Below are 26,398 nucleotides of genomic sequence, written 5' to 3'. Positions count from 1 at the left end.
GGGAGGACTATGGGGCGGGTGGGATTCACCAGCGTACTGTGGCCGCGGGGGCCGGTCGGCGATACCGGGACCACCGAGCAGACGGTCATCCAGGATTTGAACCTGGATCAGGTCTTCGCGGTCACCGGCGGTGCGGAGCATGAGGCGGCGCAGTATCGGCCGCTGCGGGATGTCGAGAGCGTGCTGTTCCGTCAGGAGGTCTTCCGCGATCTCGACGAGGCCGCGACGCGCTCGGTATTCGAGGCGTTCGTCGACGGCATGCGGTCGGTCCGCAGGCATATCGAGCGCGCCGGGCGATTGCCCAATCCCCGGCAGCGCGACCGCTGGCAACTCGATGCCGAGGCGGTGTACTGCCGTACCGTGCGGGAGATGAGCGAAGGGCTGCAACAGCTTTCGCTCCGGTCGAGCGGATTGCGGGAATGGCGCGACTGGCTGTGCGGCTATGTCGAGGACCCCGCGTTCGGCGAGTTGGCGCGGGAGAGCGCCGCCGTCCGCGCGGAACTGGACGCCGTGCGCTATTCGGTAAGGGTGACCGGTCGCCAGCTCACCGTCGACCGCGCGGCGCACGAGGCCGACTACACCGAGATCATCGCCTCCGCCTTCGCGAGGTTCCGGCCGGAGGCGGACCCCGAGCGCCCGAGCCCGGTGGACCCGTGGCCGGATATGAACGAGGTCGAGGAGCAGGTCATCGCGGCGGTGGCGGAGCTGTATCCCGCACCCTTCGCACACCTGGCACGGCATACCGGGCGATATCGCGATCTCATCGATGCCACCGTCGCGCGATTCGATGCCGAAATACGGTTCTACCTGGACTATCTGCGTTTCTCGCGCGGACTCGCCGATCGCGGGATGCCCTTCTGCTATCCGGAGGTCACCGCTCGCTTCGACGGGGTGCTGGTGGAGGGCGGCTTCGATGCCGCGCTCGGCTTCGACCTGGCCACGCGGCGGAAGATCGCGGTGCGCAATGACTTCCGGCTCGACGGCACCGAGCGGGTGATCACCGTGACCGGTCCCAATCAGGGCGGTAAGAGCACCTTCGCCCGCATGGTCGGGCAGACGGTGTATCTGGCCTCGCTCGGGTGCCCGGTACCGGGAACCCGGGCACGAATAATGCTGCCGGACAGGGTGTTCACGCACTTCGTCCAGGAGGACGAGATCGACGACCCGCACGGCGCGCTGGCTCAGGAGCTCGAACGTATGCACGCCATTCTGGAGCACCTCACCGACCGGAGCGTCGTGGTGCTCAATGAAAGTTTCAGCACCACAACCGCTTCCGATGCGGCGACGATCGGCGGTGCGGTGATCGGGCGGATTGCCGAGCGCGGCGCCACGGCGGTGTTCGTGACCTTCCTCGAGGAGCTCGCCACCGCACGACCGGAGGTGGTGAGTATGGTCGCCGGGGTCGAGACCGCCGATGATCCGGTCCGGACCTTCCGGATCGAGCGGCGCGCACCCGATGGACTCGCCTACGCGGCCGCGGTCGCCCAGCGGCACGGACTGACCTACGACGAGATTCGCGCGAGGCTGCGATGATCCCGATCGGACTGCTGCAACCGCCCGGCCGCGAGGTGCACGGGGTGCGCATCGACGACGCGGTCACCGCGGACCTCGGACTCGACACCCTCTACGCGGCGATGACCGACGGTGACGACTTCCTCACCACCGTGGCGAAAACCGTTGTCCCCCTGAGCCTGACCGATCTGGAAGTTATTCGGCACCGGCGGGGCGTACTCTCGGACTGCTGCGCCGACCCGGCCATGCTGCGCGCCCTCTACGCCGTCACCGCCGAGGCGACCGCGGTGCGGCGCTGGACCTCTGGCCGCGGGCGTGAACCCCGCGGCAAGCTCGGGCTCGCACTGCGACCGCTGCGGGCGCTGGTGGGATTGCTGCGGCAATTGCGGCAGACCTTCCACAGGTACGCCGCCTCCTGCCGCTCCGACGGCATGGACCGGCTGCGCCGGGCGCTCGCCGATCAGCTCGACGACGGCTATCTCGACCTGCTCGAACAGCACGTGGCCGCACTGCATTTCGAGCACGGCATGCGATTCAGCGCCGGGCTCGGCGTCGGCAACAAGGCCGATCGCATTGTCCTGCACGAACCGCCGGCCGCGGCCAAACGCGCGCTGTTCGGGCGGCACACCGGGGTCAGCTTCGAAGCGTTCGACAATTTCGAGTTCCATGACGGTGATCCGCTGCGCGCGGTCATCGAACCACCCCTGGACGCGGTCGCCGAGGTCGTCTCGCGCGTCACCGACAATGTGCAGGACTTCTTCCGGCAACTGCGCACCGAGTTGGCGTTCTACCTCGGGTGCGTGAATCTGCACGAGAAGGTGAGGGCCTCGGGTGCGCCCGTGTGCTTCCCGACGCCGGTCGAAGCGGGCGAGAATCTTTTGCGCGCAACCGATTTGCGCGATATCGGGCTGTCGCTGAGCACCTCGGGCGTGATCGGCAACGATATCGAGGCCGTCGGCACCACCTTGCTGGTGGTGACCGGCGCCAACAGCGGCGGCAAATCCGCCTTCCTGCGCGGCCTCGGCACCGCACAGCTGCTGATGCAGGCCGGAATGTTCGTCACCGCACAGGCTTTCACCGCCGATGTGCGCACCGGTATCTTCACCCACTTCGTCCGCGCCGAGGACCCGACCATGACGCGCGGGCGGCTCGACGAGGAACTCACCCGCATGCGCGAGGTCACCGACCGCGCGCACGGTCCGGCCATCCTGCTCTGCAATGAACCCTTCGCCTCGACCAATGACCGCGATGCCGCCGCCATCGCCGATCCCATCATCTCGGCGCTGCTGGACTCCGGCATCAAGATCGTACTGGTCACGCACCTCTACGAATTCGCGCACCGCCGTCGGCTCGCCGCGCACCCGGCGGACCTGTTCCTGCGCGCCCAGCGCGCCGCCGACGGTCGCCGCACCTATCGGCTCATCCCGGGCGCACCAGAGCCGACCAGCCACGGCCAGGACATCTTCCGGCGTATCTTCGGCGACGGCTAACGCACGGCCGCGCGCACGAGGGCGCGCGGGTCGCCGGGGCCGGCCTGGCCGAGCCGTCCCGCTCCGCGCTGATCAGCCTTCGGCTACAATCGCTTTCAACTCCGCGAGGGTGTCCTCGACCGCCCGCGCCAGATCCTGTTCGGTATCGAGCACCCAGTACTCGAAGGCGACCTTGAACGCGGCCACACCGGTATCGGCGGTCAGACTCGCCGTTCGATCGGCCACCCCGCGCGCACGCAGGGCTTCGGCTATGCCTGCGGCAAGGCGGGCCATTTTCATCAGCTCACGTTCGCGCAGTTCAGGATTCGCGTCCAGAATGGCCTGGCGCGCCACCACGCTCGGGCCGCGCTCAGCGATCAGCTCGGTCGCAGCGGCGAGCCCCGCGCGCACCGCGGCCAATGGCGAACTGTCCGGCGGTGCCGCGGCCACGGATTCGGTGACGACGTCCTGTAGGCGTTCCGCGCCCGCGAACAGGATGTCGCGCTTATCGGCGAAGTGCCGGAATAAGGAGCGTTTGGTGAGGCCCGCGCGCTCGGCGATCTCCGCGACGGTGGTCTGGTCGAAGCCGCGCTCGGCGAAGAGATCGAAGGCCGCCTGCTCCAGGCGGCCGCGCGCGTTCGGCTCCCATCTACCCATGGAGATCACTCTAAGTGATGTCACTCGGCGACTTCACTGATGACACCGGGTGACATGAGAGGTACGGTGATGACACCAGGTGTTATCAACCGACCTCATCGGAGAAGGCAATGCGTGTTTTCATCACGGGCGCGTCCGGGCACATTGGTTCAGCGGTCGTTCCCGCACTGATCAGCGGGGATCACGAGGTGATCGGGCTGGCGCGTTCGGAGGCTTCGGCCGCGGCGATCGAGGCGGCCGGCGGGCGGGCGCTGCGCGGGGATCTCGATGACCTCGAGGGACTGCGCGCGGCCGCGCGAGCCGCGGACGGCGTCATTCATCTGGCCTACAAACACGAGGCCATGGTCACGGGCGATTACCTCGGCGCGGCCGAGGACGATCTGCGTGTGGTGCGGGCGCTCGGCGAGGCGCTCACCGATTCGGGCAAACCTTTCGTCGGTATCGCGGGCACCCTCGCGTTGGCGGTGCCGGGACGGCGGGACCGGCCGGGCACCGAGCACGACACCGTCGAATCCGGGCCGCGCATCGATGCCGAGAATTTCGTCATCGGGCTCGCCGAGCACGGGGTGCGGTCCTCGGTGGTTCGACTCTCACCCCTGGTGCACAGTTCGCTCGATCACCACGGCTTCACCCCGATGCTCATCGAAATCGCCGCGACCACGGGCGTTTCGGGATATCTCGGTGACGGCGCGAACCGGTGGCCCGCCGTGCACACCCTCGATGCGGCCCGGCTGATCCAGCTCGCGCTCGAACGGGCCCCGGCCGGTTCCCGGCTGCACGGGGTCGCCGATGAGGGGGTGCCGTTCCGGGAGATCGCCGAGGTCATCGGGCAGCGTGTGAACGTGCCGGTCGAACCCATCGCGCCGGAGGAGGCCATGGCGCATTTCGGCTTCCTCGGCAGGGTCGTGGGGTTGGACGATGCCACCGCCAATGCCATCACCAGGGAGCTGCTCGATTGGGAGCCGGTACATCCGGGGCTCATCGAGGATATGAAAGCGGGGCATTACTTCGCCGGGCGGTAGGCGTGACTCTCGTGCTGGGCGATCGCGCGGGCGAGGTAGAGGTCGTCCACGGTGGCCAGGTACGAGGGCAGGGTACCGGGGATCCCGAACCTGGTGAGTTGGTTCACGAGCCCGGTGTGCACGGCCCAGGTGACCGCCGGTGACTCATGTAGCAGAGGAACGAGTGCCCGGATTGCCTTGGGAGCCTCCAGATTTCCGAGTCCCTCGATGGCGTAGTGGCGAATGGTCTCGCGGGGATCGGTGCGAGCCAGATCGACGAGCCGGTCGACGGGCTCACCCTCGGGGGCGTGGGCCACGTAGGTGCGCAGCGCCTCGTAGCCGGTGGTTCCGGTCGCGGTCGCCAGGTACTCCCAAGCCCGCGCGGCGATGTCGGGTTGCGGTGGAAGCAGGATCAACGAGTAGACGGCGGATTTGCGGACCGTGAAACTGATGTCGGTGGTCAAGGTCAGCAGGGCCGAGCTGTCCGACCATTCCGCGAAAGCGACGCAGGAGATCTCGCGGATGAGCGGATCGGGATGGGCGAGCAGTTGCGCGGTCAGGCGCGCGCGGGCCGCCGAATCGAAAGCGAGCCAATCGATTCGGCGCAGCGTGGTCGCCATGGCATTCCAGTCCTGATCCGGATTGTCCAGGATGCCCCGCAGGTCCCGTTCGGAGATCACCGTGCCCGCGGACCGCCTGAGCGGTGAGAACGGTCGCGCGGGCCGGTATTCCAGGGCGGGCTCCGATCGCGGGCGCAACAGATCGGCGATCGGGCGCGCCCAATCCCGAAGCAGCCCGGCTTCTTTCGGATCCGCGACGTGCAGCATGGATTCGAACTCCTCGCGCAGCTCGTCGAAGCTCACGGTCGCGGCCGCGCGCACCCGCTCGTCCTCGCTGTCGCACAGTTCGGCCACGGCGCGCAGGACACGACGGGTGTGGTAGTAGCGCAGTGTCTCCAGGGCCGTCACAGCCAGCCCCGGCGACCGATCCCGGGCGGCTGCCAGCAGGCCCTCCTCCGCCGCGATCGGCTCCTCCCACAGCAGTACATCCGCTGCCACCCTGCGTATTTCACGATCGCCGTGGTTGAGCGCCCGAACCAGGACCGGTATGAACTCGGCCTCGCCGAAGCCGATGCTGATAGCGCCCAGCGCGGTCGCCTGCAGCGGGTCGCGGTCATCGGCCGCGACCGGAATCACGATATCGGCCTCGGTCCGCTCCATGAGCCGCAGCGCATGCCGCCTGGTCACCGGATCGCCGCTCCCCCACCAGGTTCGGCGGATCTCGGGGGTCGTGGTGTCGTCATATCCGGCGACCACGTTCGAGGCGGCCGTCCGCACCGCGACGGGCCGCCGGGCATCGAGGACCAGAGCGGTCAGCGGCGCTAGCGTCCGGTAGTCCTCGAGCCAGGCCAGTGCCGCGAACGCCTCCGCGCGCTCGCTCTCGGCGGTCGCCGCGGCCTCGGCCCGCGCGAGCGAAGCAAGGGTTTGCGACCGGTCATACAGGGACTCCATGCGGCCCAGAATGACACGCGCGGACTACATCCCCCCGTCAGGCGCACGCACGGCCGTGAGATCGTTGTAGATCAACCGATCAGGAGGACTCAGTGAGCGCTACCGATGACAACCCGGGTCAGGCCGACATTGCGATCTCCCAGGGGGACAACCGATATGCCATCAGCGTCGACGGGGTCCAAGCGGGTCTGACCGCCTATGTCGACCACGGCGACCAGCGGATCTTCTATCACACCGAGATCGGTGAGGAGTTCGGTGGACGCGGCCTGGCCAGCCGCTTGATTCCCGCCGCCCTCACCGATACCCGCGATCGGGGCAAGCGCGTGGTCCCGGTGTGCCCGTTCGTGGCCGCCTACGTCAAGAAGCATCACGACTTCGACGACATTCTCGATCCCGTCACCCCGGAGATCATGAAGGTGCTCGACGCCGCCCTCAACTAGGTCAATGTCCCTGCCGCTGCCGGGGACCGCGCTGTTGCCGGGTACGGCGGTATTCGACTGCGAGCCAGACGAATCCGGCCAGGTACAGCACCCCGGCGACCACGCCCGCGACCACCGCCCGCCCCGGAAATCCGTAGCCCGCGGCGGTCAGGGCCAGCCCGGTCGAGACCATGGCCAGCGCGATCATCACAATGCCGGGCAGGTTGTAGTTGTCCTCGATACCCTCGCCGGCGTGACCGCGGGCCCTCCGCGCGCGCCCGAACATGGTCCAGCTCATCACTTATCCCCTTCGATCTTGTGCCGCCAGTCCCGGACCGCGTCGCGCACCCGGTCGAACAGTGCCAGTGGCGGGCCCGCGACGATATTCGCGACGGCGGACTCCCCCGCCCGCGGATGCGGCCGGGTCGGCGCGACCGCCTCGGCGACCCGGACCGCGGAGGCCAGGCGCGCGCGGTCGTCGCTCGAGAGCCTGCGGCGCAGCTGATCGAACTCTTCCTTCTCCTCCATCTCGGCGTGCTCGATCACCGATTCGGCGAAGGCGCGGAATTCGGTGTCGAAGTTCTCATGCTGTACGCCCAGGTCATAGAGCTGGGACAGCATCTGTTTGGCCTCGTTCTCCTCGTGCAGGCGACCCGCCACGATGTCCTTGTCGACCTCGGCGCGGCGCGACGCCGGATGCACGACCTCCTCCTCGGCGCTCTCATGAATGGCCAGCAGGCGGACCAGCTCCTCGAACGACTCGCGTTTCGCGGTGCCCGCGGTGGCCTGCACCTGATTGAGCAGGCCCCGGATCTGCTCGTGCTGGGCGACCAGCAGGGTGACCACATCTTCCTTCGGTTGATCGGCCATGACACCTCTTCTCCATTCGGTGAGCCGATTGCCTTCATGCGGCGCGTACCCGAGTACGCCCGGCTCACACCTGCCGCGCCAGGATTCGCTGCACCCGTGCTCACACGGTCGTGCGCCCGCGGTTCCGATCACCAGGTGATCGGGCGTGTTTGGCCCCGGGGAAATCGGTTAGAGCTGGGGTATGACCACCACCATTGCCGAAATGATCGTCACCGCGCTCGCGGACGAAGGGGTCACCCAGGTCTGGGGTGTGGTGGGTGACGCGTTGAATCCCATTACCGATGCCATTCGCCGGGAACCTCGGATCGAGTGGATCGGGGTGCGACATGAGGAGGTGGCCGCCTACGCGGCCGCGGCCCAGGCACAGCTGACCGGGCGGCTCGGGGTCTGTATGGGGACCGTGGGGCCGGGGTCGATCCATCTGCTGGGCGGGCTCTACGACGCCTCGAAATCGCATGCGCCGGTGCTGGCCCTGTGTGGCCAGGTGCCCACCGCGGAGCTGCGCAGTGCGTACTTCCAGGAGGTCGACAATGACACCGTCTTCGCCGATGTCGCCGAATTCACCGCCACCGTAACCACTTCGGCACAGCTGCCGCGCCTGCTGGAGCAGGCGGTGAACGCGGCGGTGTCGCGGCCGGGGGTGGCGGTGCTGACCCTGCCCGGGGACGTGGCGGGCGCGAAATTCGAGGGCGAGTCGCCGCGATTCGTAGCACGCAGTCGCACAATCGTTCCGGGGCCGCAGGAACTCGCCGAGGCCGCCGCGCTGCTCGATCGTGCGGAGAAGGTGACGCTGCTGACCGGTATCGGTGCGCGCGGCGCGCGCGAGCAGGTGCTGCGGCTGGCCGAGCGGCTCGCCGCGCCCATGGTGCTCACCCTCAAGGCGAAAGAGGGCCTGGAGCAAGACAATCCGTACGCGGTCGGGCAGACCGGTCTGATCGGAAATCCGGCCGCCCATGCGGCCCTGGAGGATTGCGATGTGCTGTTCATGGTCGGCACCGACTTCCCCTACAGCGATTGGTATCCCACCGGCAAAACGGTCATTCAGCTCGATGCGCGACAGGAGCACATCGGGCGGCGCACGGCCGTGGACCTCGGATTGATCGGACACTGCGGGCCCACCCTGGACGCCCTGCTCCCCCAGCTCGAATCGACGCATTCGGATAAACATCTCAAGGCCGCGCAGGAGGCGTATCAGGGCTGGCAGCATCGGCAGCAGCGGCTCGCCGATCCCGGGCACGATCGAAAACTGCTGGGCCGCATACGCCGTCGGCTGGACAACCCCGACGAACTCATCCGCCCCGAGGCGCTGGCGACCGCACTGGACACGCACGCCGACGACGACGCCATCTTCACCACCGACACCGGCATGTCGACCGTCTGGGTGGCGCGATTCGTCACCATGCGCGGGAAGCGGCAACTGCTGGGCTCGTTCAACTTCGGCTCCATGGCCAATGCGCTGCCGCAGGCACTGGGCGCACAGAGCCTGGACCGCCGCCGCCAGGTGATCGCCTGCTGCGGTGACGGCGGATTGATGATGCTGCTGGGCGATCTGCGCACCGCCGTCACCTACGATCTGCCGGTGGTGGCGATCGTCTTCGACAACGGCCGCCTCGGCATGGTGAAACTGGAGCAGGAGCAGGGCGGTCTGCCCGAGTTCGGCACCGTGCTGGACAATCCGGATCTCGCGGCGGTGGCCGCGGCGATGGGGTGGGAGTCCCGCCGGGTCACCGATCCCAATGATCTGGACGGCGCTGTGGCACAGGCGCTCTCGCGGCGGCGGCCGGTACTGCTGGATGTGCTCACCAACCCCGACGAGATCTCGCTGCCGCCCAAGCCGACGGTGGATCAGGCATGGGGTTTCGCCATCGCCAAGCTCAAGGAGTCCGTCGAGAGCCGCGACTGAACGGCGAGAACCCTTCCCGCGCAGCCGATCAGCGCGCGGCGAACCGCGGCCGGAAGGTGTCCGGATCGGCGGCGACCCAGTCCGGCACCCAGGAATCCGGGGTGTCGTTGATCAACTGATGCGGGGTGAGCCACTCGTAAAGCTCGGCGTAGGAACGCTGTTCGGTGGGAGAGATGCGCTTGCGCAGCAGATGCGGTGAGAGCTGGGAGATCTCGCAGACTCCCAGCGAGGCCATGATCTGCGTCGCCTGCACGGTGGTGGCCTGCTGATAGCGGTAGACCCGCTCGGTCTTGTCCGCGACATCGAGGGCGCGGGCGCGGCGCGGATCCTGGGTGGCCACCCCCACCGGGCATTCATTGGTGTGGCAGCGCTGGGCCTGAATACAGCCGATGGCCATCATCATGGCGCGCGCGGCCAGGGTGAAGTCCGCGCCCTGGATGAGCCGTTTGACGATATCGTTGCCGACCGCCACCTTACCGCTGGCACCGAGCTTGATCCGGTCCCGCAGCCCCGCGCCGACCAGCGCGTTGTGCACGATCATCAGACCGTCGGTGAGCGGCAGGCCGACATGGTCCTCGTACTCCAAAGGCGCTGCGGCCGTGCCGCCTTCGGCGCCGTCGACAATGATGAAATCGGGGGTGACGTGTTCGGCGTGCATGGCCTTGCACAGCGCCAGCACCTCGACCCGGGAGCCGACGCAGAGTTTGAAGCCGATGGGTTTGCCGCCGGAGAGTTCACGCAGCCGCGCCACGAAGCGGATCAACTCGCGCGGTGTGGTGAAGGCCGAGTGCGCGGCGGGGCTGACGCACTTCTCGTGCACCGGAACACCGCGGAACTCCGCGATCTCGGGACTCACCTTCGCGGCGGGCAGCACGCCGCCAAGACCCGGCTTGGCGCCCTGACTCAGTTTGATCGACACCGCCTTGATCTGCTGATGGGCGACCTGCTCGGCGAACCGGTCGGGATCGAAATGTCCGTCGGCGGTACGGGTTCCGAAATAACCCGAGCCGATCTCCCAGATCAGGTCTCCACCGCCGTCGAGGTGATAGGGCGTCAGGCCGCCCTCACCGGTGTCGTGCGCGAAACCACCCAGTGCCGCACCGCGATTGAGCGCTCGCAGCGCATTCGCCGAGAGCGCGCCGAAGCTCATGGCCGAGACATTCAGCAGCGCCATGGAATACGGCTGTGTGCAGTCGGGCCCGCCGATCAGCACGCGCGGCGGCTGGTCCGGCTCGGGCACCGGGGCGATGGAGTGCACCAGGTACTCGTAGCCGACCTCCTCGACATCGCGTTCGGTGCCGAAGGAGAGTTCGCCGTGAATTCCCTTGGCGCGCTCGTAGATCATGGTGCGGATATCGCGGTCGAAGGGACGGCCGTCGTAATTGCGCTCGATGAAATACTGCTGCAATTCCGGGCGTACGCTCTCCAGCAGATAACGCATATGCCCGAGCACCGGATAGTTCCGCAGAATCGAATGCCGCTTCTGGATGATGTCGTACACGCCGACCACGAGCAGCAGCACCAGAACCACCAGCAGCGCGTACCAGGCCCAGGAGCCGATGGCCGCGGCCACGCCGACCGCGAGGACAGCGGTGGACAGGAACGCGATCACGAAAAACCGGAGCATCAGCCGTCCTTGGATCAGTGGGCCGCAGCGTACATTCGCAGCCTAGCGATCCGATCGCGTTCCCGCGCACGCACCCGCCGGTCAGGCCCGGCGATCCACCGCCGCCCAGGCGGTCAGCGCCACCGCGCCCGATACCACCGCGACCGACGGCCAGGCGCCGATCTTCTTGGCCAGCGGATGCGAGGCGCCCATCGCGCCGATCGACAATCCGGTCAGCGCGGCCGCGCCGCCGGCGCCGATCGTCCTGTGCCACTGCGGAATAGCCGCGGCGGTGCCGGCCGCGAAGACCACTCCGCCGAGTTGGCGCTTCTTGGTGGCCTGCGCGAGCGCGAAGCCGCCGACCAGACTGCCTGCCGCGAGCAACGACGTCGGTACCGCGGGAATCCGAGCCATATGACTACCTCCATCTCAATGCCGTACGAGCACCTCGACGATAACCGGAGGAGTAGCCGCCGGTTCAGTCGGGCTGGATCTCGTCACCGGCATTGAGCAGCGCCGCGGCGATCTGCCGCGCCTCGGGCGCGGTCAGTTCGGTGGGTTCGTCATCCTGCACCATCAGGGCGATGACCAGGCCACGACCGGCGCGGGTATCCCTGGCGCAGAGGCGAATTCGCAGTTCGGCATTCCAACGGTGCGGGCCCGCGACCGGAATGGCGGCCGCGCGGCCGTAATGCCACAGACCCGCCAGCGGATCCTGATCCCGGACGTCGTCGTGCTGAGCGCACCAGGGCGGGCACAGCTCCGGCGCCAGCAGCGTGTCCGGCACCACCCGCGAATCCCAGAGATCCGCAATGGCTATCAAGGTCTCGGCGGTGCGGCGGGCCTGCGGAATGGAGAGTTCGGCATGCGCGCGGGTGGGCGCCACCAGATCGATCCAGCTGTGCCGGTGACCCTCACAGTCATGGGCGTTGAGCTGCACGAAGACGGTCGGCAGCACCGGATGCGGCTGCGGGCCGACCAGTACCGAGGTCTCCTGACCGCAATGGCGGCCGCCGTCGCAGGGGTCGAGTGGGTCCGGCTCCTCGTGCTCGACGCACCAGGCCGGACAGGGTAGGACAATGGTCATTTCAGCCCCCGGGTCGGTCGCAGTATGCCCGTTCGCGAGGACTGCGCCCCCTTCGCGCAGCCCTCGCGCCGGGATCCCCGCACGCCACTGGGCGGGGCGCAGGGTGCCGACGCAGACCGGGCGCATTCGAAATATGCTGCACCACAGCGTAATTGCTCATCGCCCTGCCCGGCTCCGATACCTGCGATCGGAGCCGCCCGCAATCACAACACGCGGCGTCGAGACGGTAAAGGCGTATGGGACACCCTGATAAGAGGTACCTCTGGCCAGAGGTTCTCGCCGCGGCGGGGAACGAGAACCGAATTTCCGGGGCAATCCTCATGAACCGGAACAGACGCTCACTCGGACGACAGGGCGTCCAGCGGGTATCGTTCCGGCCGTGAATGCTGGCCACACCGCGCCGGGGGGATTCATGGCGGACCAGCTGCTGGCCCCCAATCTTGCCGACTTCGTCCGAACCCACCGCACCAGCCCGCGACCACCGGATTTCCCGCGCGGCCTCAGCCGCCCCGCACTCGCCGCCCGCTGCGATGTCAGCGCCAGCTATATCGCCCAGATCGAACAGCGTGAAAAGGTATCGCCCAGCCCCGAAGTCGTGGACGCCATCGCCCGCGCGCTCGAGCTCACCCCCGCCGAGCGGCAGCATATGCACAATCTCGCCGCCCCCAAGACGCCCGGACCGCGCACCCATGATCCGATGCCGGTCACCGAGATGCTCACGCTCATCACCGCCGACCTGCGCGATGCCGCCAACGACCTGATGCCGCACCTGTCGGGTTATGTCGACGAGCGCTGGAATGTGCTGTGGGTCAATGAGACCTACGATCGCGCATATCCGCGGCTGCTGGAAGTGGTCAATATCCTGGTGTGGTTCTTCCTGGTGCCCGAATCCCGGCGGGTGATGATCGAATGGGAGGACGAGGCCCGGCTCACGGTGAACTGGTTCCGCTGGCATATGGGCCGCTACCAGGATCCCGAATGGGCCATGGAACTGCTCGCCCAGCTCAGCTCGTGCGATGAGTTCCGCGCCATGTACCTGGCCGAACGCGTTGATTTCGAACGACATCAGCCACTCATGCATCTGCGCGATCCCGACACGCACGAGCCCTACAGCGTGCGGGTCAGGATCACCGATGTGCCGGGTGTCGACGCGCCGTTCCAGTGGTTCATCGGCATCCGGCAGCCGTTCAACGGGCCGGCGAGCTTACTGACCGAGTGAGGAATGCGCCGAGCGCCTCGTTGACCGGTTCGGGCGAGGTCCAGTTGGCGGCGTGCCCGGCCCCGGCAATGGTGACCACGCCCTCCGCGCCGGGCAGTCCGGCGGCCAGCACCGCGGATTTCTCCGCGGTGCTCGAACCATCGTGCTCACCGCGCAGAACCAGTGCGGGGCAGGTGATCTCGCCGAGTCGGTCCACCAGGGACTCCCGTTCGATGAGCGTCCGGGCGGCGCCGCGAATGGCGGTGCGGTCGCTGGCGGCCCACTTGTAGCGCCACGGCGACTGATCGACCACGGTGCCGCCGATCAACTGCGCGGCCAGACCCTCGGACAGCTCGCCCAGGGGAACATCGGGATTGGTCCACGCGGCGAAGAGGCCGCGGTACTCCGCACGCTGCTCCTCGGGTGAGTCACCGGCCTCGGTGTCGAATAGCAGCAGCGCGTCGGTCCGCTCGGGGGCCAGCAGTGCGGCGCGCAGCACCGCGTACCCGCCCTGTGACATACCTCCCAGTACGGCGTGGGGCACGCCCGCCGCATCCATGACGGCGAAAATGTCACGCGCCGAATCCCAGTACGTGAACGGCTGATCGGGGTCCGACACGGTGGCCCCGTGCCCGCGCGCATCCCAGCACAGCACCCGGAATCCGCGTGCTTCCAGGTACTCGACCTGCGGGGAGAACATGGACAGATCCATGAAGAAGCCGTGGCCCAGCACCACGGTCGGCAGATCCTGACCACCGGAATCGGTGTAGAAGATACGGGCACCCTCGGTACTTACGTACGGCATGGCCGTAGCGTATCGGGGTGCCGCACTCCGTGTCGCGCTCGCATCACACTCTGTCCAGAGGTGGTTTTGTCCTATTCGGTTCGCGCGGAACCGCTTTGGCGAGTTATTCGACAATCCAGTGCGGATGCACGGCCGCCAGATGCGCGTCGATCGCCACGCCGACGCGCTCGCGCCAACCCGGATTCTCCCGGGTGGTGTTCTCGTCATGCACCCACGGACATCCGGGCACGGGGCAGACGAACCGGTAGTTACCCAGGTCGTCGAGCCGCCCACCCGGGCTGAAACGCCAACTACCCGTCTCTGTCCCGTCCCGGGGGCCGGCGGAGGCCTTGTTTTCGTCTCCCACACGAATACTCGACCACAAAGTGGTGCGCGGGTACCACTCGCAGACCGCACGGTACGCGATCTCCCGCGCGGATACGCCCCGCGTTCTCACCGGTCGGCGAGTCTGCGCGCCACCTCACCCAGCCCCTCCGCGACCATCTTCTGCTGCGCCGGGGTGAGCGCGTCGATGAGCGCGCGGCGCACGGTGTCGACATGACCCGGCGCGATCTCCGCCAGGCGGGCGCGGCCCGCATCGGTGATGACCGCGAGCACGCCGCGCACATCGGTGGGGCAGCTCTCGCGGCGCGCCAGGCCAGCCTTCTCCAGCAGGGTGACCTGGTAGTTCAGACCACTCTTGGAGGTGTAGAGGGCATCGGCCAGTTCGGTCATGCGGACCGCGCCATCGGCCGCTTCGGAGAGGCGGACCAGCACTTCGTACTGGGTGTGCGAGAGGCCCTCCTGTTTGAGGTGGTGTTCGATCTCGCGGCCGACCAGCGCCCCGGCCGCGAGAAAGCTCTGCCAGGTCCGCATCTCGCGGTGGTTCAGCCATTGAGGGTCCCGCACGGGTCCAGCATAGCCCGCTGTTGTTCAAATTTGAACAAGCTGCTAGCGTGATTGTTGTTCAAATTTGAACATCTTGGCTTTGAGCGTCTCGGCGAAGGGGAGTTCGATGGCTGCCGATACCGGGTCCATGCCGGTGCTGTATCTGTCGCATGGCGCGCCGCCGCTGGCCGATCATGCGCACTGGCCCGGAGAGCTCGCCGCGTGGGCGCGGGAGCTGCCCCGGCCGCGAGCGGTGCTGATCGTGTCCGCGCACTGGGAGACCGCGCCGATCGCGCTGGGCGCGACGACCACCGTGCCGCTGGTCTACGACTTCGGCGGGTTCGAAAAGCGTTACTACGACGTCACTTACACCGCGCCGGGCGCACCGGCCCTGGCCGCCGAGGTGCGGGCGCTACTGTCCGGTCCCGGATCCGCCGTACAGGATTTTCCCGATCGCGGACTGGATCACGGTGCGTACGTGCCATTGAAGGAGATGTATCCCGACGCGGACATCCCGATTCTGCAGCTGTCCATTCCCACGCTCGACCCGCAAGCCCTGCTCGAGGTCGGGCGCAAGCTCGCACCGCTGCGCGCACAGGGCGTGCTGATCGTCGGGAGCGGATTCTTCACCCACAATCTGCGCGCCATGACCGGCGATGACGAGCACGCCTACTCGTTCACCGTCGAATTCGACGAATGGGGCCGAGAAGCGCTGGCCGCCAACGATATCGACACCCTGCTGAACTTCCGCCACACCGCGCCCGGCGCACAGCTGGCGCATCCGCGCACCGAACACTTCGCCCCGCTGTTCGTCACCCTCGGCGCGGGCGAAGCCGATCTGGGCACCGTCCGCACCGTGATCGACGGTTTCTGGTTCGGCATGGCACGACGCTCCATCCAGCTCGGCTGAACCTCCCTCCACGAAAGGCGTTCTCATGACCACGATTTCGACCGCGACGAAACCCGCCCGGGCCGTGTCCACGCCCGCCCCGACCACCCACTACGACCTCGGCCTGCTGATCCTGCGCCTGGCCCTGGGCCTGACCATGGCCGCGCACGGCACCCAGAAACTCTTCGGCTGGTTCTCCGGCGGCGGCATCGACGGCACCGCGGCCTTCTTCACCATGAGCGGCTACCCCGCCGGGCGCACCATGGCCACCATCGCCGGTCTCACCGAAACCTTCGGCGGCCTCGCCATGGCCCTCGGCCTGCTGACCCCCCTCGCCGGGGCCGCCCTCGTCGGCACCCTCCTCAATGCCCTGGCGGTGAAGTGGGGCAACGGTTTCTTCGCGCCCAAGGGCGTCGAATACGAACTCTTCCTCGTCGCCGCCGCGATCGCCCTGACCCTCACCGGCCCCGGCCGCTACGCCGCCGACCGCTCCCTGCCCGCCCTCCGCGACCACCGCCTGGTCTACGGACTCGCCGCCCTGACCCTGGCGCTGGCCTCCGCGGCCATCGTGCTGCTCATCCGCAACTGATCGCGCGACACGACGGCACCGTACGGGCCATCCGCGGCTGAGCGGATATTCAGGCGCTCGGGGCGCTAGGATTCCGATCCGCCAGGCGGGGTCGAGCAAACGGCCCCGTTCGGCGTCAGCCCAGCTCCCGCCGACCGGGTCGGCGGGGGCCGAATCGAAAAGGCCCGCGGTGTCCGACGTGTCCTCAGCGACCGAACAAATCGAAAGAAATCGCACGGATCTGCTCTCCGAACTCGTGATGCACCTTCGGGAGAATCGGACGGTGCTGCGCGAGGAGTGGGCGCGGCGTATTCGCGCCGCCCAGTTACTGACGGCGATGACGCCCGATGAGATGTTCTCCGAGGCCACCTCGGTGTACGACAATTATGTTGCGGTGCTCGAGACCGGATCGGTTGAGGCGCTTCAGGATTACGCGCGCGATCTGTCCGAGCGCATTATTCCGCGGGGCGTCGAGACGCACGAGGTGCTCGGGATCGTGCTGCTGCTGCGAGATGTGCTGGCGCGCTCGCTGTTCGAGAAGTACCAATCCGATGTGACTGTGCTGAACCGGATTCTGGACGCCTACGAGCCCGCCGCGAACCGGATCGCCAATACCGTCGGCGTCTCGTTCGTGGAGGAGCGCGAGCGCATCATCCGCCAGCAGCAGGAGGCGATTCGCGAACTCTCCACCCCCGTGCTGCAGGTGCGCGAACAGCTGCTCATCCTGCCGATCATCGGTGTCCTGGACAGTCAGCGCGCCCGTCAGCTGACCGAACAGCTGCTGCGCGCGATCCGGGTCAACCGCGCCAAAGTGGTGGTCATCGATATCACCGGTGTCCCCGAGATCGATGCGATCGTCGCCAACCACCTGGTGCAGACCGTCGACGCCTCCGGCCTGATGGGTGCGAACGTCATCATCACCGGACTGTCCTCCGATATCGCCCTCACACTGGTCACCATCGGGCTCGATCTGTCCAAGATGAATGCGGTCGGCGACCTGCAAGGCGGTATCGAAGAGGCCGAACGCCTACTCGGCTACGAGGTGACCCGCTCGGGCGAACCCGGTCTGAACCACGCCTAGCCTGTTGCGGGCCATGACTTTTAGTCGTTGGCTGGTGATGTGGGCGGGCTGGTTAGGGTGTCGGGGTGTCTCCGGAGGCACCCAAACGGTAGCCGCCCGGCCTGTGGGCTGGACGGCGTTGTGAGTGTGGCTCCCACCGGTCGCTGAGCGACCGGTGCGGTGTGGTCATCTCGCAGCGCCGGACGATGTCGGTTCGTTGCTCGGGCGCCGTGAATATGACCGCGGCGCTCCGTATCCGGGGAGTTCCGCTTATGCCCATTGTGGTATTCGTGCCGGATGCTCCGCGGATCGCCGGAGCGGTGGCGACCACCGCCTTGAACATCGGCGCGGTCCTCGGCCCTGCCACCGCCGGTTTGCTCGTCGATCGCACCGATCAGCCGACGGCGGCATTGTGGTGCGCCGCCGTCTTCACCACCGTGGCGGTAGGCGTCGCCGCGCTGGGCCGGGTCGGGGCGTCCCGAGCCCGGTCGAGCAGGCGCGCGGAGGCACGCCGACTAGAGATACAGGGTGGCCGCGGTGCAGAGCAGGACGAGGGGGACGCCCGGCAACGCTATGGCCGCGAAGGCGCGGGGTGTGATGATCACGCCCTGCGCCCGGCAGCGCGCGGCCCACAGGACCGTGGCCAGGGATCCCCAGATGGTGATGAGGGGTCCGATGTTCACCCCGAGCAGGATTTCGTAGAGGTTGGTGGTGCCGCCCGGGGGTATGGCGTTCTCCAGTGCCAGGTACGCGGGGAGATTGTTGATCACATTGCTCGTGGTGGCGGCCAGGACGATGGTCTGCCAGTGCGAGCGCGCGGCCCACTCGGTGATCAGGTCGCCCAGCCCGTGTGCGGTCAGGGCCGCCACCAGCAGGAACAGTGCCGCGATGGCCAGCGCCATACGCCAGGGAATCAGCGAGAAGGTCAGTCGGGGGCGGTCTCTGGCGGCGGTGGCGGCCACCGTCGCCAGGGCCGCGACGGTAGCCGCCAGCCAGGGGGCGACGTCGAGGGCGACCGCGACCGCGAAGCCGACGCAGGCCGCGGCGCAGACGCGATAGGTGATCGGATCGCCCGGAACGACCTGGTCCGGGACCGGATAGCGGCCGGTGAGCTGTCGCCGAAAGCGCAGTCCGAGGTACAGGACGGTGGTCGAGACCGCGACCAGTTCGGGGAGCGCCATCCGCGCGGCGAAGGATGCCGTGCTCAGGTGACTGTGTTGCAGCGCGAGCAGATTGGTCAGATTCGAGACCGGAAGCAGGAGGCTGGCGGTATTGGCCAGCCACACCACCAGCACCGCGAACGGCAGCGCGGGCAGACCCAATCGCCAGGTCATGGCGAGCACCACGGGAGTCAGCAGCACCGCGGTCGTATCGAGGCCCAGGGTGATGGTGATGAGCGTGGCCAGCACCGCCACCAGGATGAACAGCAGGGGTGTGGACCCGCGGGCGAGTCGGGCGCAGTGCACCGCCGCCACCTCGAATACCCCTGCCGCGCTGGACAGTTCGGCGAGCAGTGTGGCGGCGATGAGGAATCCCAGGATGGGCGCACCACGATCGGCGACGATCTCGGTGGCCTCGGGAATCGGCAGCCACCCGGTGGCGACGGCGGCGATGGCGAGCAGCGGTGGGATCAGCCAGAGTCGGGTGGGGGTGAACCATCGCCCCATCGTCAGTCCCGCCATCGGTGCGGCTCGCTCCTTCCCGCTCGTCAAGATCTTCTCGCGCGTCCAGGTTAGGCGGTGGGACGGGCAGCCACCGAAACGGTCGTCCGAACAGGGCGGTGCCCGGGCACCGCAACGGCACCCGGGCACCGCCCGTTCCCGCAGGACTCAGTGGCGGAAGGCGTCCTTGACCTTCTCCCCCGCGTCCTTGATGTTGGACTTGACCTGATCGGCCTTGCCCTGCTGCTCCTGGTCTTCGTCACCGGTAGCCTTGCCGACCTGCTCACGCGCCTTACCCGCGAGCTCGTCCGCCTTGTTCTTGGCCTTGTCGGTTGCGCTCATGGCATTCCTTTCGGAGTATTTCCGCCGTAGCGGGCGAACGCTGACGTCCACACCAGGGCACTACCCGGGGTCCGGACGGCTATGCGGCGACGGCGCATCCCATCGGAAATTCTCAGAAATGAGCGTCGGTCGAGTATCGCGGCGAATCGTGGGTAATCGCGCGACAAGGTGAGTAGTCGCAGACGGCATCGACTCCCGCACAGAAAGGCCAGGTCATGCCGAAGGAATGGTCCGCCAAGGAAGAACGCGAATACGAGCACATCAGGGATTCCGCCGAGCAGCGCGGTGAGAGCACCAAGCGCGCCAAGGAGATCGGTGCGCGCACGGTGAACAAGAATCGGGCGCAGCAGGGCAAGACCAAGACCGCGAGTCGCAGCTCACTGCGCGACAAATCGCCACAGCAGCGCGGCGGGGAGCGCTCGGGTAAGCGGGGGCCGAAGGGGCTCACCCGCGATCAGCTGTACAACGAGGCCAAACAGCGAAATATCAAGGGCCGCTCCAGTATGACCAAAGCTCAGCTGGCCGAGGCGCTCGGCAAATAGCGATCCCGGCGCTCGCGGAACCACGGCTCGGCGCGATGGCTCCGGACCGTGGTCGGCGCGTGACACGGGGAGGTTAGATCGTGTCACGCGGGCACGGCGGCGGTGGACCGACGCCAGATCCGAGGCTGGACAAGCGATTCGGCGAAGGTGTCGAGGAATCGCCGCGGTACGTCGTCCCGGCGGAATCGGTGACGATCACCCCGTTCTCCCGCCCGAACTCGGCGACCGCGGAAACAATCCGCCTCGCGCCGAGGTGAATTCGCGATGATCGGGTAAGCGCCCGATATGGAGCTTTTCGCTATTCTCGCCCTGGCCGCGCTCCCGTTCGTGGCCGCCGTGCTCATGCTGCGCCGACCCTCCGATGCCGGCTCGACGCCCGAGTCCCCCGAATTGGTGCAGGCCCCGCCGGAATATCCGAGCGGCTGGTACGTGGATGAGCTGTACTCGGGACGTTCGGGTCGGCGATGACCCCGGGGTGGGCCGCATCACAGAATTTCAGGCAACTTCCCAGCAACGTTCGTACGGTCGGGAGCGATAGGTACTCGAGCGAGCGTGGTGACGGAAACTGCCTCCCGAACCACGCTCGCTCGGCGCCCGGTGCGGGGACCGGATCCGGATAGCCCCGCGGTCCGCGAGACCGCTCGAGCGAGAGGACCCGATCGATGAGATCGATTCGTGGTAAGTCGAATTCGACCGAGAGACCCGGCGGTTTCGCCCGGCGAGCAGTGCTTTTGCTGGCATTGACGCTGTTGACGCCCCTGGGGATCGCGGTGGTCGGCACCGGCGCGACGGCATCGGCGGCCTTCAATCCGGCCGCATTCGACTTCTGGGTCGACTCACCGAGCATGGGTCCCATCAAGACTCGCGTGCTGCGGGCTGCGGACGGCAATACCGATCGGGTGGTCTACGCGCTCGACGGAATGCGGGCACCCGAAACCCTGAACGGGTGGGAGATCGAGACCAATGTGGCCGAGACCCTGGCCTCCTGGAATATCAACGTGGTCATGCCGGTGGGCGGCCAGTCCAGCTTCTACACCGACTGGAATTCGCCCAGCGAATTCCTCGGCATCCCGGCGGGCACCGGTTCGGCCAATACCGGTTCCGGTGCGACCGACGCGCTCTCGGGTGGTCCGGGCAAGAGCTACCGGTACACCTGGGAAACCTTCCTGACCAATGATCTGCGCTGGGCACTGCGAGATCGATTGGGCTTCAACCCCAATCGCAATGGTGTGTTCGGCCTGTCCATGGGCGGCAGCGCGGCCCTGACCCTGGCCGCCTATCACCCCGATCAGTTCAGTTTCGCCGGTTCCTACTCCGGCTACCTCAATATCTCCGCCCCCGGTATGCGCGAGGCCATCCGCCTGGCCATGATCGACGCGGGCGGCTACAACGTCGACTCGATGGCACCGCCGTGGGGACCGCAGTGGCTGCGCATGGACCCCTTCGTCTTCGCCCCGCGCCTGATCGCCAACAACACCCGCGTCTACGTCGCCGCGGCCAGCGGCCTGCCCACCGCCCAGGACGGCCCGAATATGGGCACGGTCAACGGTATGGCGCTGGAAGCCTTGGCGCTGGCCAATACTCGCGCCTTCCAGGTCCGCATGGCCAGCCTCGGCGGCGGCAACACCACCTACTCGTTCCCCGCCTACGGCATCCACGCCTGGAACAACTGGCAGGACGAGGCCTACCGCATGATCCCGGACCTGTCCGCGAATATCGGCTGAGCGGGTTCGGATCACGCTGACCCCAACCGTGGCGGCGGCGGGCTGGTTCGATGAACATCGAACGTATGGCCAGCGAAAGCGAAGTCCGGAAGAGCTTGTTCGCGTTGGGAATCGAGCTCGACGGCGAGGGATATCACCCCGGGGCGTGGCGGCGCGCCGCCCATGAACCCGGGCGACTGCTGAGCCCGCGGACCCTGCGGGCACGGGTCGCGGCGGTGGAGAACGCCGGATTCACCTTCGCGACTTTCGATGATTCGATCGATCCGCCCGCCGCGGGAATCGGCGGACGGATCGATGCGGTGACCCGCGCGGGGTTTGTCGCGGCCACCACCAGCACGCTCGGGCTGGTGCCGGTCGTCGCGGCGACCTACGCCGAGCCGTTCCACCTCGCCTCGCAGCTGGCGAGCCTGGACTACGCCGCACGGGGACGGGCGGGGTGGGTGGCCGCCGACGATCCCGGCGCGGCGCGCACCTGGGGTGCGACGCCCCGGGTCGGCGCGGACGAAATTCGGCGCGAGCGAGTGGATTCCATCGAGGTGGCGCGACGGCTCTGGGATTCCTGGGAGGACGACGCGATGGTCCGAGACTACGCCGCCGGGAAGTTCCTGAACCGGGATCGGTTGCACCACATCGATTTCATCGGGGAGACCTTCTCGGTGAAGGGTCCGGCGATCGTGCCGCGTCCGCCACAGGGGCAGGTGGTGGTATTCGGTGCTGACACAACGGGTTCCGATATCGATATCGCGCTGGTGAGCGGTGCGACGGTGCCGGGGACCGTGGACGCCGTGCAGCACGCACGGACATCCGGTGCGCCCCGGGTGATCGTCGATCTGGCCGTCGCGCTGGACATCCCCGGCGAGACCGCGGGTGCGCGACTCGCCGACCTCGATGTCACCGCTGCCGCGAATCACCCGGCCCGGCTCCACTTTTCGGGTCCCGCCGCCGATCTCGTGGCCCTGCTGACCGAACTCTCCGCACACGCCGACGGCGTCCGCCTGCATCTCGCGGTGATCGACGAGGACCTGCCCGTCCTGGCCCGCTACGTCGTGCCCGCCCTGCTGCGCGCGGGTCTCGCGCACCGCCCCGTCCCCGGTTCGACCCTGCGCGCGAATCTCGGACTCGCCCGCCCCGCCAACCGCTACGCGAAGGAGCTCACCCGATGAGCGAGGTCCGTTTCCCCGATGCCCGAGTGCATTTCGGAGTCTTCTTCCAGGGCGTCAACCACAGCACCGTCTGGTCCGATCCCAGCAGCGGTTCGCAGATCGACTTCGAAACCTTCCGGCGCGTGGCCACCACCGCCGAACGCGGGTTGTTCGACGCCTTCTTCCTCGGTGAGGGGCTGCGGCTGCGCGAACAGGACGGACAGCTCCTCGACACCGATATCGCGGGTCGGCCGGACGCGATCACCCAGCTGGCGGCGCTCGCGGGCATCACCGATCGCATCGGCCTGGTCGCCACCCAGAACACCACGTACAACGAGCCCGCCGATCTGGCGCGGCGACTGTCCGGGCTGGATCTGCTCTCCGGTGGCCGGGCCGGCTGGAACGCGGTCACCACCGACAACGCGTGGACCGGTGAGAATTTCCGGCGCGGCGGGTTTCTCGACCACGCGCACCGCTATGACCGGGCCGCGGAGTTCCTGAGCACCACCCGCGAGATCTGGGATTCCTGGTCCGACACGGCAATCGCACCGTCTCGCCGCGAATCATCGTGGCTGACACCGGGTTCGGTGCGGACCGTGCACCGCGAGACCGAACACTTCCGGGTCGCGATCACTCCGACGCTGCCGCGCAGCCCACAGGGGCATCCGGTGATCTTCCAGGCCGGTGTCTCCTCGCAAGGACGCGATTTCGCGGCCGCGCACGCCGAGGTCATCTTCTCGCCCTTCGGAACCCATTTCGAGCCCGCACTGGCCTTCGCCGAGGATATTCGCGCGCGCCTGGTGGCGGCCGGTCGTCCGGCCGATGACATTCGCATCCTGCCGGGCACCCAGATCGTGCTGGCCGAGCGGGAATCCGAGGTCGAGGAGAAGCGGCGCTGGGTGCTCGAACAGCAGATCACCGGTGCGACCGCGCTCTCGCTGGCGGGGCAGGTCTGGGGCCGCGATCTCTCGCACCTGGATCCCGAGGGGCCGCTGCCCACCGAAGACCCCGAGCGGTCCGCGATCTCGGCCACGCGCGGCGCGCAGCGCGATGGCCAGGACCGTGCCGCGATCGTCGCGCAGTGGCGTGAACTGGCCGAGACCCGCAAGCTCACGCTGCGCCAGGTCGCCATCGAGACCACCGCCCGTTTCGGCTTCGCGGGCACCCCGGGCCAGGTTGCCGACGAATTGACCCGATGGGTGCGGCACGGTGCGAGCGACGGCTTCAATATCACCCCGTATCTGGTGCCGACCGGTCTGGACGACATTGTCGATCGGCTGATTCCGGAACTACAGGATCGCGGCTCGTACCCGACCGCGTATGCGGGCACGACGCTCCGCGAACATCTCCGATTGCGCCCGCCGCTCACTCGACGCTGAGGAATCCGCCCCGCGAATCCCACTCGAAGCCGTGCGGGCCGATTTCCTGGCGCTGGCCCGGGACGGCGCGGTGCGGCCGAACCTGGGCCTGTCGCGCTTCATGAAATGAGCCCGGCGCGGCCGGGGAGCCGGAGCAGTTGCAGGGGGCGGCCGGTCGCGACCACCCAGTGCTCGTAGGCGTTGAGGGCGGCGACGACGACGGTCACGATGATCAGGGTCACCAGGGTGGGCAGGAGCGCGCCGAGGGCGGTCAATGCGCCGAGGGCAAGTGCGACAACGGTTCTGCCGAGCGTCGGTGCGCCGAACATGCGCCAGCGGGTGAAGCAGAAGCCCAGGACGAATAGGGCCGCGCCCAGTGTCAGCAGGTAGGCGTTGACGCCGTGGGCGGTGGCGGTGGGGTGTTCGACCGCCGCGCGGGCGCCCACCGAGACCAGGACCAGGCCCACGACCAGCAGCATATGGCCGTAGCTGAGCACATCGCGAACCACCGTGCCGCGCACGCGATTGGTGCGCAGGGAGTGCTCGATCGCGGAGAAGCCGTAGGCGAAGTACAGCCACCACAGACCGCAGCCCAGCAGGAAGGTCAGCACCACCGCGGCCCAGGACGCGAGGCCGAGATGGGAGTCGGAGGCTTGATTGCCCACCGAGGCCACGCATTCGCCGAGGGCGATGATCACGAACAGGGCGAAGCGTTCGGGGAGATGGGTCGCGCCGAACCGCACCGCGGCCACCGAACGCGCGGACAGCGCGGGTCCGGCGAAGGCGAGCAGTACCGAGGTCACCCAGATCGCCACGCGCACACCGCCTTCGGGCACGAACGCGGCGACGACCAGCGGTACCGCGCTCAATGCCGAGATGGCGTACGGGTTCACCCGGCGATCGAACGCCTTCTTGCGCGAGATCGCCACCCACAGCAGGAGTCGCAGGGCCAGATGGGCACTCGCGAAGATGAGCGGTTCGGCGTGACCGGTGAACGCGTGCGGGGCGGTAATGGCCATGGTGAACATGGCCAGCCCGGAGGCGAAAAGGAAGAAGCGCTGGCGCGAGGTGTCCTCCACACCGTGCACCGTCAGCGTGACCCCCACCCAGGACCACCACATCAGCGCCAGCAGCAGCACGGTCTGCCCCACCGCACCCCAATTGGGTTGCGACACCGGCAGATGCGCCGCCTGGGTCACCGCGAAGACAAGTACCAGGTCGAAGAACAGCTCAGCCCAACTGGCCCGGTCATGCGCCTCGTGCAGAGGTTCGGTCACGTCAATCCCTGTCTGGCGGTCGATCGAAAGCGTCCCACTGTAACCGTGCACGGCCGTCGAAATTCCCCGGCTGTGACCGAACCGCCCGGAGCTATCCGAGGGCCACGACCGCGACCGCGGTCACCGCGAGCAGCAGGTAGATCGTGGCGGCGACCCGTAATCCGAAGCGCAGCAACTGGTTCTCGGTCATGCCCGCCGCGGTGGCGCGGTCACCCGCGACGGCCAGGATGAGCATGATCATCGGCAGCGAGGTGAAGACCGCATGGCCCGCACCGCTGTTCTGCAGGGCCGCGAACCAGGTGCCGAGACCGGTGGGCGCGAGATGCTGCTGGAGCGCCATCATCAGCACGTTGCCGCCGACATTCGAACCGGTGACGAAGCCGCTGAGCATCCCGAGGGCGGGTGCTGCCGCGGCCACGACGAATTCGGGCGCGCCCGCGACCGCAGCACCCAGCCGGGCGATCATGCCGCTGTCGGCCATCAGGCGGCCGAGGATGACGAAGCCGGTCAGCGCGAGCAGCGGGCGGCTGACGCGGGTGAGAACGGCTCGGAGGTCCGGAATTTGGAGGCGGCCACGGTCCAGCAGCAGGGCGGCGGCCAGCAACGGCAGGCCCGGTGACGAGAGCAGAGCAAAGCTCGCACCCCCCGCATACAGGGCAAGCGGGGACAGACCCGCCGTGGTCGCGAGGCGCAGAATGGCGATGCCGCCGAGGACAAGTCCATAGGCGCGCAGCACGGTGCGCGGTGGCAGCAGACGAGCCGGTTCGGAGTCTTGGATGAGTGCGAGCGCACCCTCCCCGTCGTGCGCCGTGCGTGAGTCGCACACGGACCATTGGTCGCCCGCGGCACCCTGATCGCGCACGGAACCCTCGTCACGCACTGCACCCTGACCGCGCACCGCGCTCTGGTCACGCACTGCACCCTGACCGC

Annotated in this window: 28 protein-coding genes; 14 read left to right on the top strand and 14 right to left on the bottom strand. The window is 67.8% G+C overall.

What is annotated here, in order from left to right; all coding sequences use genetic code 11:
* Nucleotides 1–18 precede the first annotated feature (18 nt).
* A complete protein-coding gene (locus NA10_RS19975) occupies nt 19–1,533 on the top strand; it encodes a MutS-related protein (protein WP_169812615.1) in 1,515 nt (504 codons plus the stop codon).
* Nucleotides 1,530–3,002: a MutS-related protein gene (locus NA10_RS19970; protein WP_067570189.1), complete on the top strand. Its 1,473-nt coding sequence runs from the start codon at nt 1,530–1,532 to the stop codon at nt 3,000–3,002. Before NA10_RS19975 ends, NA10_RS19970 begins: the two co-directional genes overlap by 4 nt.
* 72 nt (nt 3,003–3,074) lie before the next feature.
* On the opposite strand, the gene NA10_RS19965 is transcribed toward NA10_RS19970, so the two are convergent.
* Nucleotides 3,075–3,638 carry a TetR/AcrR family transcriptional regulator gene (locus NA10_RS19965; RefSeq protein ID WP_067570301.1) on the bottom strand — a complete coding sequence of 188 codons (564 nt, stop codon included), beginning with the start codon at nt 3,636–3,638 and terminating at the stop codon, nt 3,075–3,077.
* Nucleotides 3,639–3,748: 110 nt separating this feature from the next.
* Between NA10_RS19965 and NA10_RS19960 the strand changes: the two genes are divergently transcribed.
* A complete protein-coding gene (locus NA10_RS19960) occupies nt 3,749–4,660 on the top strand; it encodes an SDR family oxidoreductase (protein ID WP_067570187.1) in 912 nt (303 codons plus the stop codon).
* Here the strand turns inward: NA10_RS19960 and NA10_RS19955 are convergent.
* Complete coding sequence (locus NA10_RS19955) at nt 4,642–6,150, bottom strand: HEAT repeat domain-containing protein (RefSeq protein WP_067570185.1); 1,509 nt, start codon at nt 6,148–6,150, stop codon at nt 4,642–4,644. The genes NA10_RS19960 and NA10_RS19955 overlap by 19 nt on opposite strands.
* A 92-nt stretch (nt 6,151–6,242) precedes the next feature.
* Here NA10_RS19955 and NA10_RS19950 point away from each other — a divergent pair, with 92 nt between their 5' ends.
* Nucleotides 6,243–6,590 (top strand): GNAT family N-acetyltransferase, encoded by a 348-nt coding sequence (locus tag NA10_RS19950; RefSeq protein ID WP_084515019.1) that lies wholly within the window; start codon nt 6,243–6,245, stop codon nt 6,588–6,590.
* Between the two features lies 1 nt (nt 6,591).
* On the opposite strand, the gene NA10_RS19945 is transcribed toward NA10_RS19950, so the two are convergent.
* Nucleotides 6,592–6,867 (bottom strand): hypothetical protein, encoded by a 276-nt coding sequence (locus NA10_RS19945; RefSeq protein ID WP_067570183.1) that lies wholly within the window; start codon nt 6,865–6,867, stop codon nt 6,592–6,594.
* Complete coding sequence (locus NA10_RS19940; protein ID WP_067570181.1) at nt 6,867–7,439, bottom strand: hemerythrin domain-containing protein; 573 nt, start codon at nt 7,437–7,439, stop codon at nt 6,867–6,869. Before NA10_RS19940 ends, NA10_RS19945 begins: the two co-directional genes overlap by 1 nt.
* A 181-nt stretch (nt 7,440–7,620) precedes the next feature.
* Here NA10_RS19940 and NA10_RS19935 point away from each other — a divergent pair, with 181 nt between their 5' ends.
* Nucleotides 7,621–9,342, top strand: a complete 1,722-nt coding sequence (locus NA10_RS19935; protein ID WP_067570179.1) for a thiamine pyrophosphate-dependent enzyme — start codon at nt 7,621–7,623, stop codon at nt 9,340–9,342.
* Between the two features lie 28 nt (nt 9,343–9,370).
* Here NA10_RS19935 and NA10_RS19930 read toward each other — a convergent pair whose 3' ends face one another.
* From NA10_RS19930 to NA10_RS19920, 3 genes are all read right to left on the bottom strand, one after another.
* A complete protein-coding gene (locus tag NA10_RS19930; protein ID WP_067570177.1) occupies nt 9,371–10,969 on the bottom strand; it encodes an FMN-binding glutamate synthase family protein in 1,599 nt (532 codons plus the stop codon).
* An 81-nt stretch (nt 10,970–11,050) separates the two neighbouring features.
* Complete coding sequence (locus NA10_RS19925) at nt 11,051–11,362, bottom strand: hypothetical protein (RefSeq protein WP_067570175.1); 312 nt, start codon at nt 11,360–11,362, stop codon at nt 11,051–11,053.
* A gap of 64 nt (nt 11,363–11,426) precedes the next feature.
* Nucleotides 11,427–12,161 (bottom strand): DUF6907 domain-containing protein, encoded by a 735-nt coding sequence (locus NA10_RS19920; RefSeq protein ID WP_373862393.1) that lies wholly within the window; start codon nt 12,159–12,161, stop codon nt 11,427–11,429.
* 253 nt (nt 12,162–12,414) lie between these two features.
* On the opposite strand from NA10_RS19920, the gene NA10_RS19915 reads away from it, so the two are divergent.
* A complete protein-coding gene (locus NA10_RS19915) occupies nt 12,415–13,254 on the top strand; it encodes an MmyB family transcriptional regulator (RefSeq protein WP_157556625.1) in 840 nt (279 codons plus the stop codon).
* Here NA10_RS19915 and NA10_RS19910 read toward each other — a convergent pair.
* From NA10_RS19910 to NA10_RS19905, 3 genes are all read right to left on the bottom strand, one after another.
* Nucleotides 13,223–14,038: an alpha/beta fold hydrolase gene (locus NA10_RS19910; RefSeq protein ID WP_067570169.1), complete on the bottom strand. Its 816-nt coding sequence runs from the start codon at nt 14,036–14,038 to the stop codon at nt 13,223–13,225. The two genes, NA10_RS19915 and NA10_RS19910, sit on opposite strands and share 32 nt — an antisense overlap.
* A gap of 103 nt (nt 14,039–14,141) precedes the next feature.
* Complete coding sequence (locus tag NA10_RS36895; protein WP_157556624.1) at nt 14,142–14,384, bottom strand: hypothetical protein; 243 nt, start codon at nt 14,382–14,384, stop codon at nt 14,142–14,144.
* Nucleotides 14,385–14,470: 86 nt separating this feature from the next.
* Nucleotides 14,471–14,926 carry a MarR family winged helix-turn-helix transcriptional regulator gene (locus NA10_RS19905; RefSeq protein WP_067570167.1) on the bottom strand — a complete coding sequence of 152 codons (456 nt, stop codon included), beginning with the start codon at nt 14,924–14,926 and terminating at the stop codon, nt 14,471–14,473.
* 106 nt (nt 14,927–15,032) lie between these two features.
* Between NA10_RS19905 and NA10_RS19900 the strand changes: the two genes are divergently transcribed.
* The 3 genes from NA10_RS19900 (at nt 15,033) to NA10_RS19890 (ending at nt 17,443) form a co-directional block, all read left to right on the top strand.
* Nucleotides 15,033–15,815 carry a dioxygenase family protein gene (locus NA10_RS19900; RefSeq protein WP_067570165.1) on the top strand — a complete coding sequence of 261 codons (783 nt, stop codon included), beginning with the start codon at nt 15,033–15,035 and terminating at the stop codon, nt 15,813–15,815.
* 25 nt (nt 15,816–15,840) lie between these two features.
* A complete protein-coding gene (locus NA10_RS19895) occupies nt 15,841–16,383 on the top strand; it encodes a DoxX family protein (RefSeq protein WP_067570163.1) in 543 nt (180 codons plus the stop codon).
* Nucleotides 16,384–16,552: 169 nt separating this feature from the next.
* Nucleotides 16,553–17,443 (top strand): STAS domain-containing protein, encoded by an 891-nt coding sequence (locus tag NA10_RS19890; protein ID WP_067570161.1) that lies wholly within the window; start codon nt 16,553–16,555, stop codon nt 17,441–17,443.
* Nucleotides 17,444–17,937: 494 nt separating this feature from the next.
* Here NA10_RS19890 and NA10_RS19885 read toward each other — a convergent pair whose 3' ends face one another.
* Nucleotides 17,938–19,104, bottom strand: a complete 1,167-nt coding sequence (locus NA10_RS19885; protein ID WP_067570159.1) for an SLC13 family permease — start codon at nt 19,102–19,104, stop codon at nt 17,938–17,940.
* Between the two features lie 147 nt (nt 19,105–19,251).
* A complete protein-coding gene (locus tag NA10_RS19880) occupies nt 19,252–19,425 on the bottom strand; it encodes a CsbD family protein (RefSeq protein ID WP_067570157.1) in 174 nt (57 codons plus the stop codon).
* A gap of 215 nt (nt 19,426–19,640) precedes the next feature.
* Here NA10_RS19880 and NA10_RS19875 point away from each other — a divergent pair, with 215 nt between their 5' ends.
* The 5 genes from NA10_RS19875 (at nt 19,641) to NA10_RS19855 (ending at nt 24,212) form a co-directional block, all read left to right on the top strand.
* Nucleotides 19,641–19,967: a plasmid stabilization protein gene (locus NA10_RS19875; protein ID WP_067570155.1), complete on the top strand. Its 327-nt coding sequence runs from the start codon at nt 19,641–19,643 to the stop codon at nt 19,965–19,967.
* 285 nt (nt 19,968–20,252) lie between these two features.
* Nucleotides 20,253–20,435, top strand: a complete 183-nt coding sequence (locus NA10_RS19870; protein WP_067570154.1) for a hypothetical protein — start codon at nt 20,253–20,255, stop codon at nt 20,433–20,435.
* A 194-nt stretch (nt 20,436–20,629) separates the two neighbouring features.
* Entirely contained in the window at nt 20,630–21,691 is a 1,062-nt protein-coding gene (locus tag NA10_RS19865) for an alpha/beta hydrolase (protein WP_067570152.1), read from the top strand.
* A 65-nt stretch (nt 21,692–21,756) separates the two neighbouring features.
* Nucleotides 21,757–22,854, top strand: coding sequence for an LLM class flavin-dependent oxidoreductase (locus NA10_RS19860; RefSeq protein WP_067570150.1), 1,098 nt, complete (start codon nt 21,757–21,759; stop codon nt 22,852–22,854).
* A complete protein-coding gene (locus NA10_RS19855; RefSeq protein WP_067570148.1) occupies nt 22,851–24,212 on the top strand; it encodes an NtaA/DmoA family FMN-dependent monooxygenase in 1,362 nt (453 codons plus the stop codon). Before NA10_RS19860 ends, NA10_RS19855 begins: the two co-directional genes overlap by 4 nt.
* Before the next feature lie 98 nt (nt 24,213–24,310).
* On the opposite strand, the gene NA10_RS19850 is transcribed toward NA10_RS19855, so the two are convergent.
* Both NA10_RS19850 and NA10_RS19845 read right to left on the bottom strand, forming a co-directional pair.
* Nucleotides 24,311–25,468, bottom strand: coding sequence for a low temperature requirement protein A (locus tag NA10_RS19850; RefSeq protein WP_169812614.1), 1,158 nt, complete (start codon nt 25,466–25,468; stop codon nt 24,311–24,313).
* 91 nt (nt 25,469–25,559) lie between these two features.
* On the bottom strand, nt 25,560–26,398 hold an 839-nt coding region (locus NA10_RS19845; RefSeq protein ID WP_218021557.1), incomplete at its 5' end, for an L-lactate permease.

It is taken from the genome of Nocardia acidivorans NBRC 108247 (assembly GCF_001625085.1).
Taxonomy (GTDB): domain Bacteria; phylum Actinomycetota; class Actinomycetes; order Mycobacteriales; family Mycobacteriaceae; genus Nocardia; species Nocardia acidivorans.
Note: the sequence above shows the minus strand (reverse complement) of the source record. Positions and strands in the feature narration are given on the sequence as shown.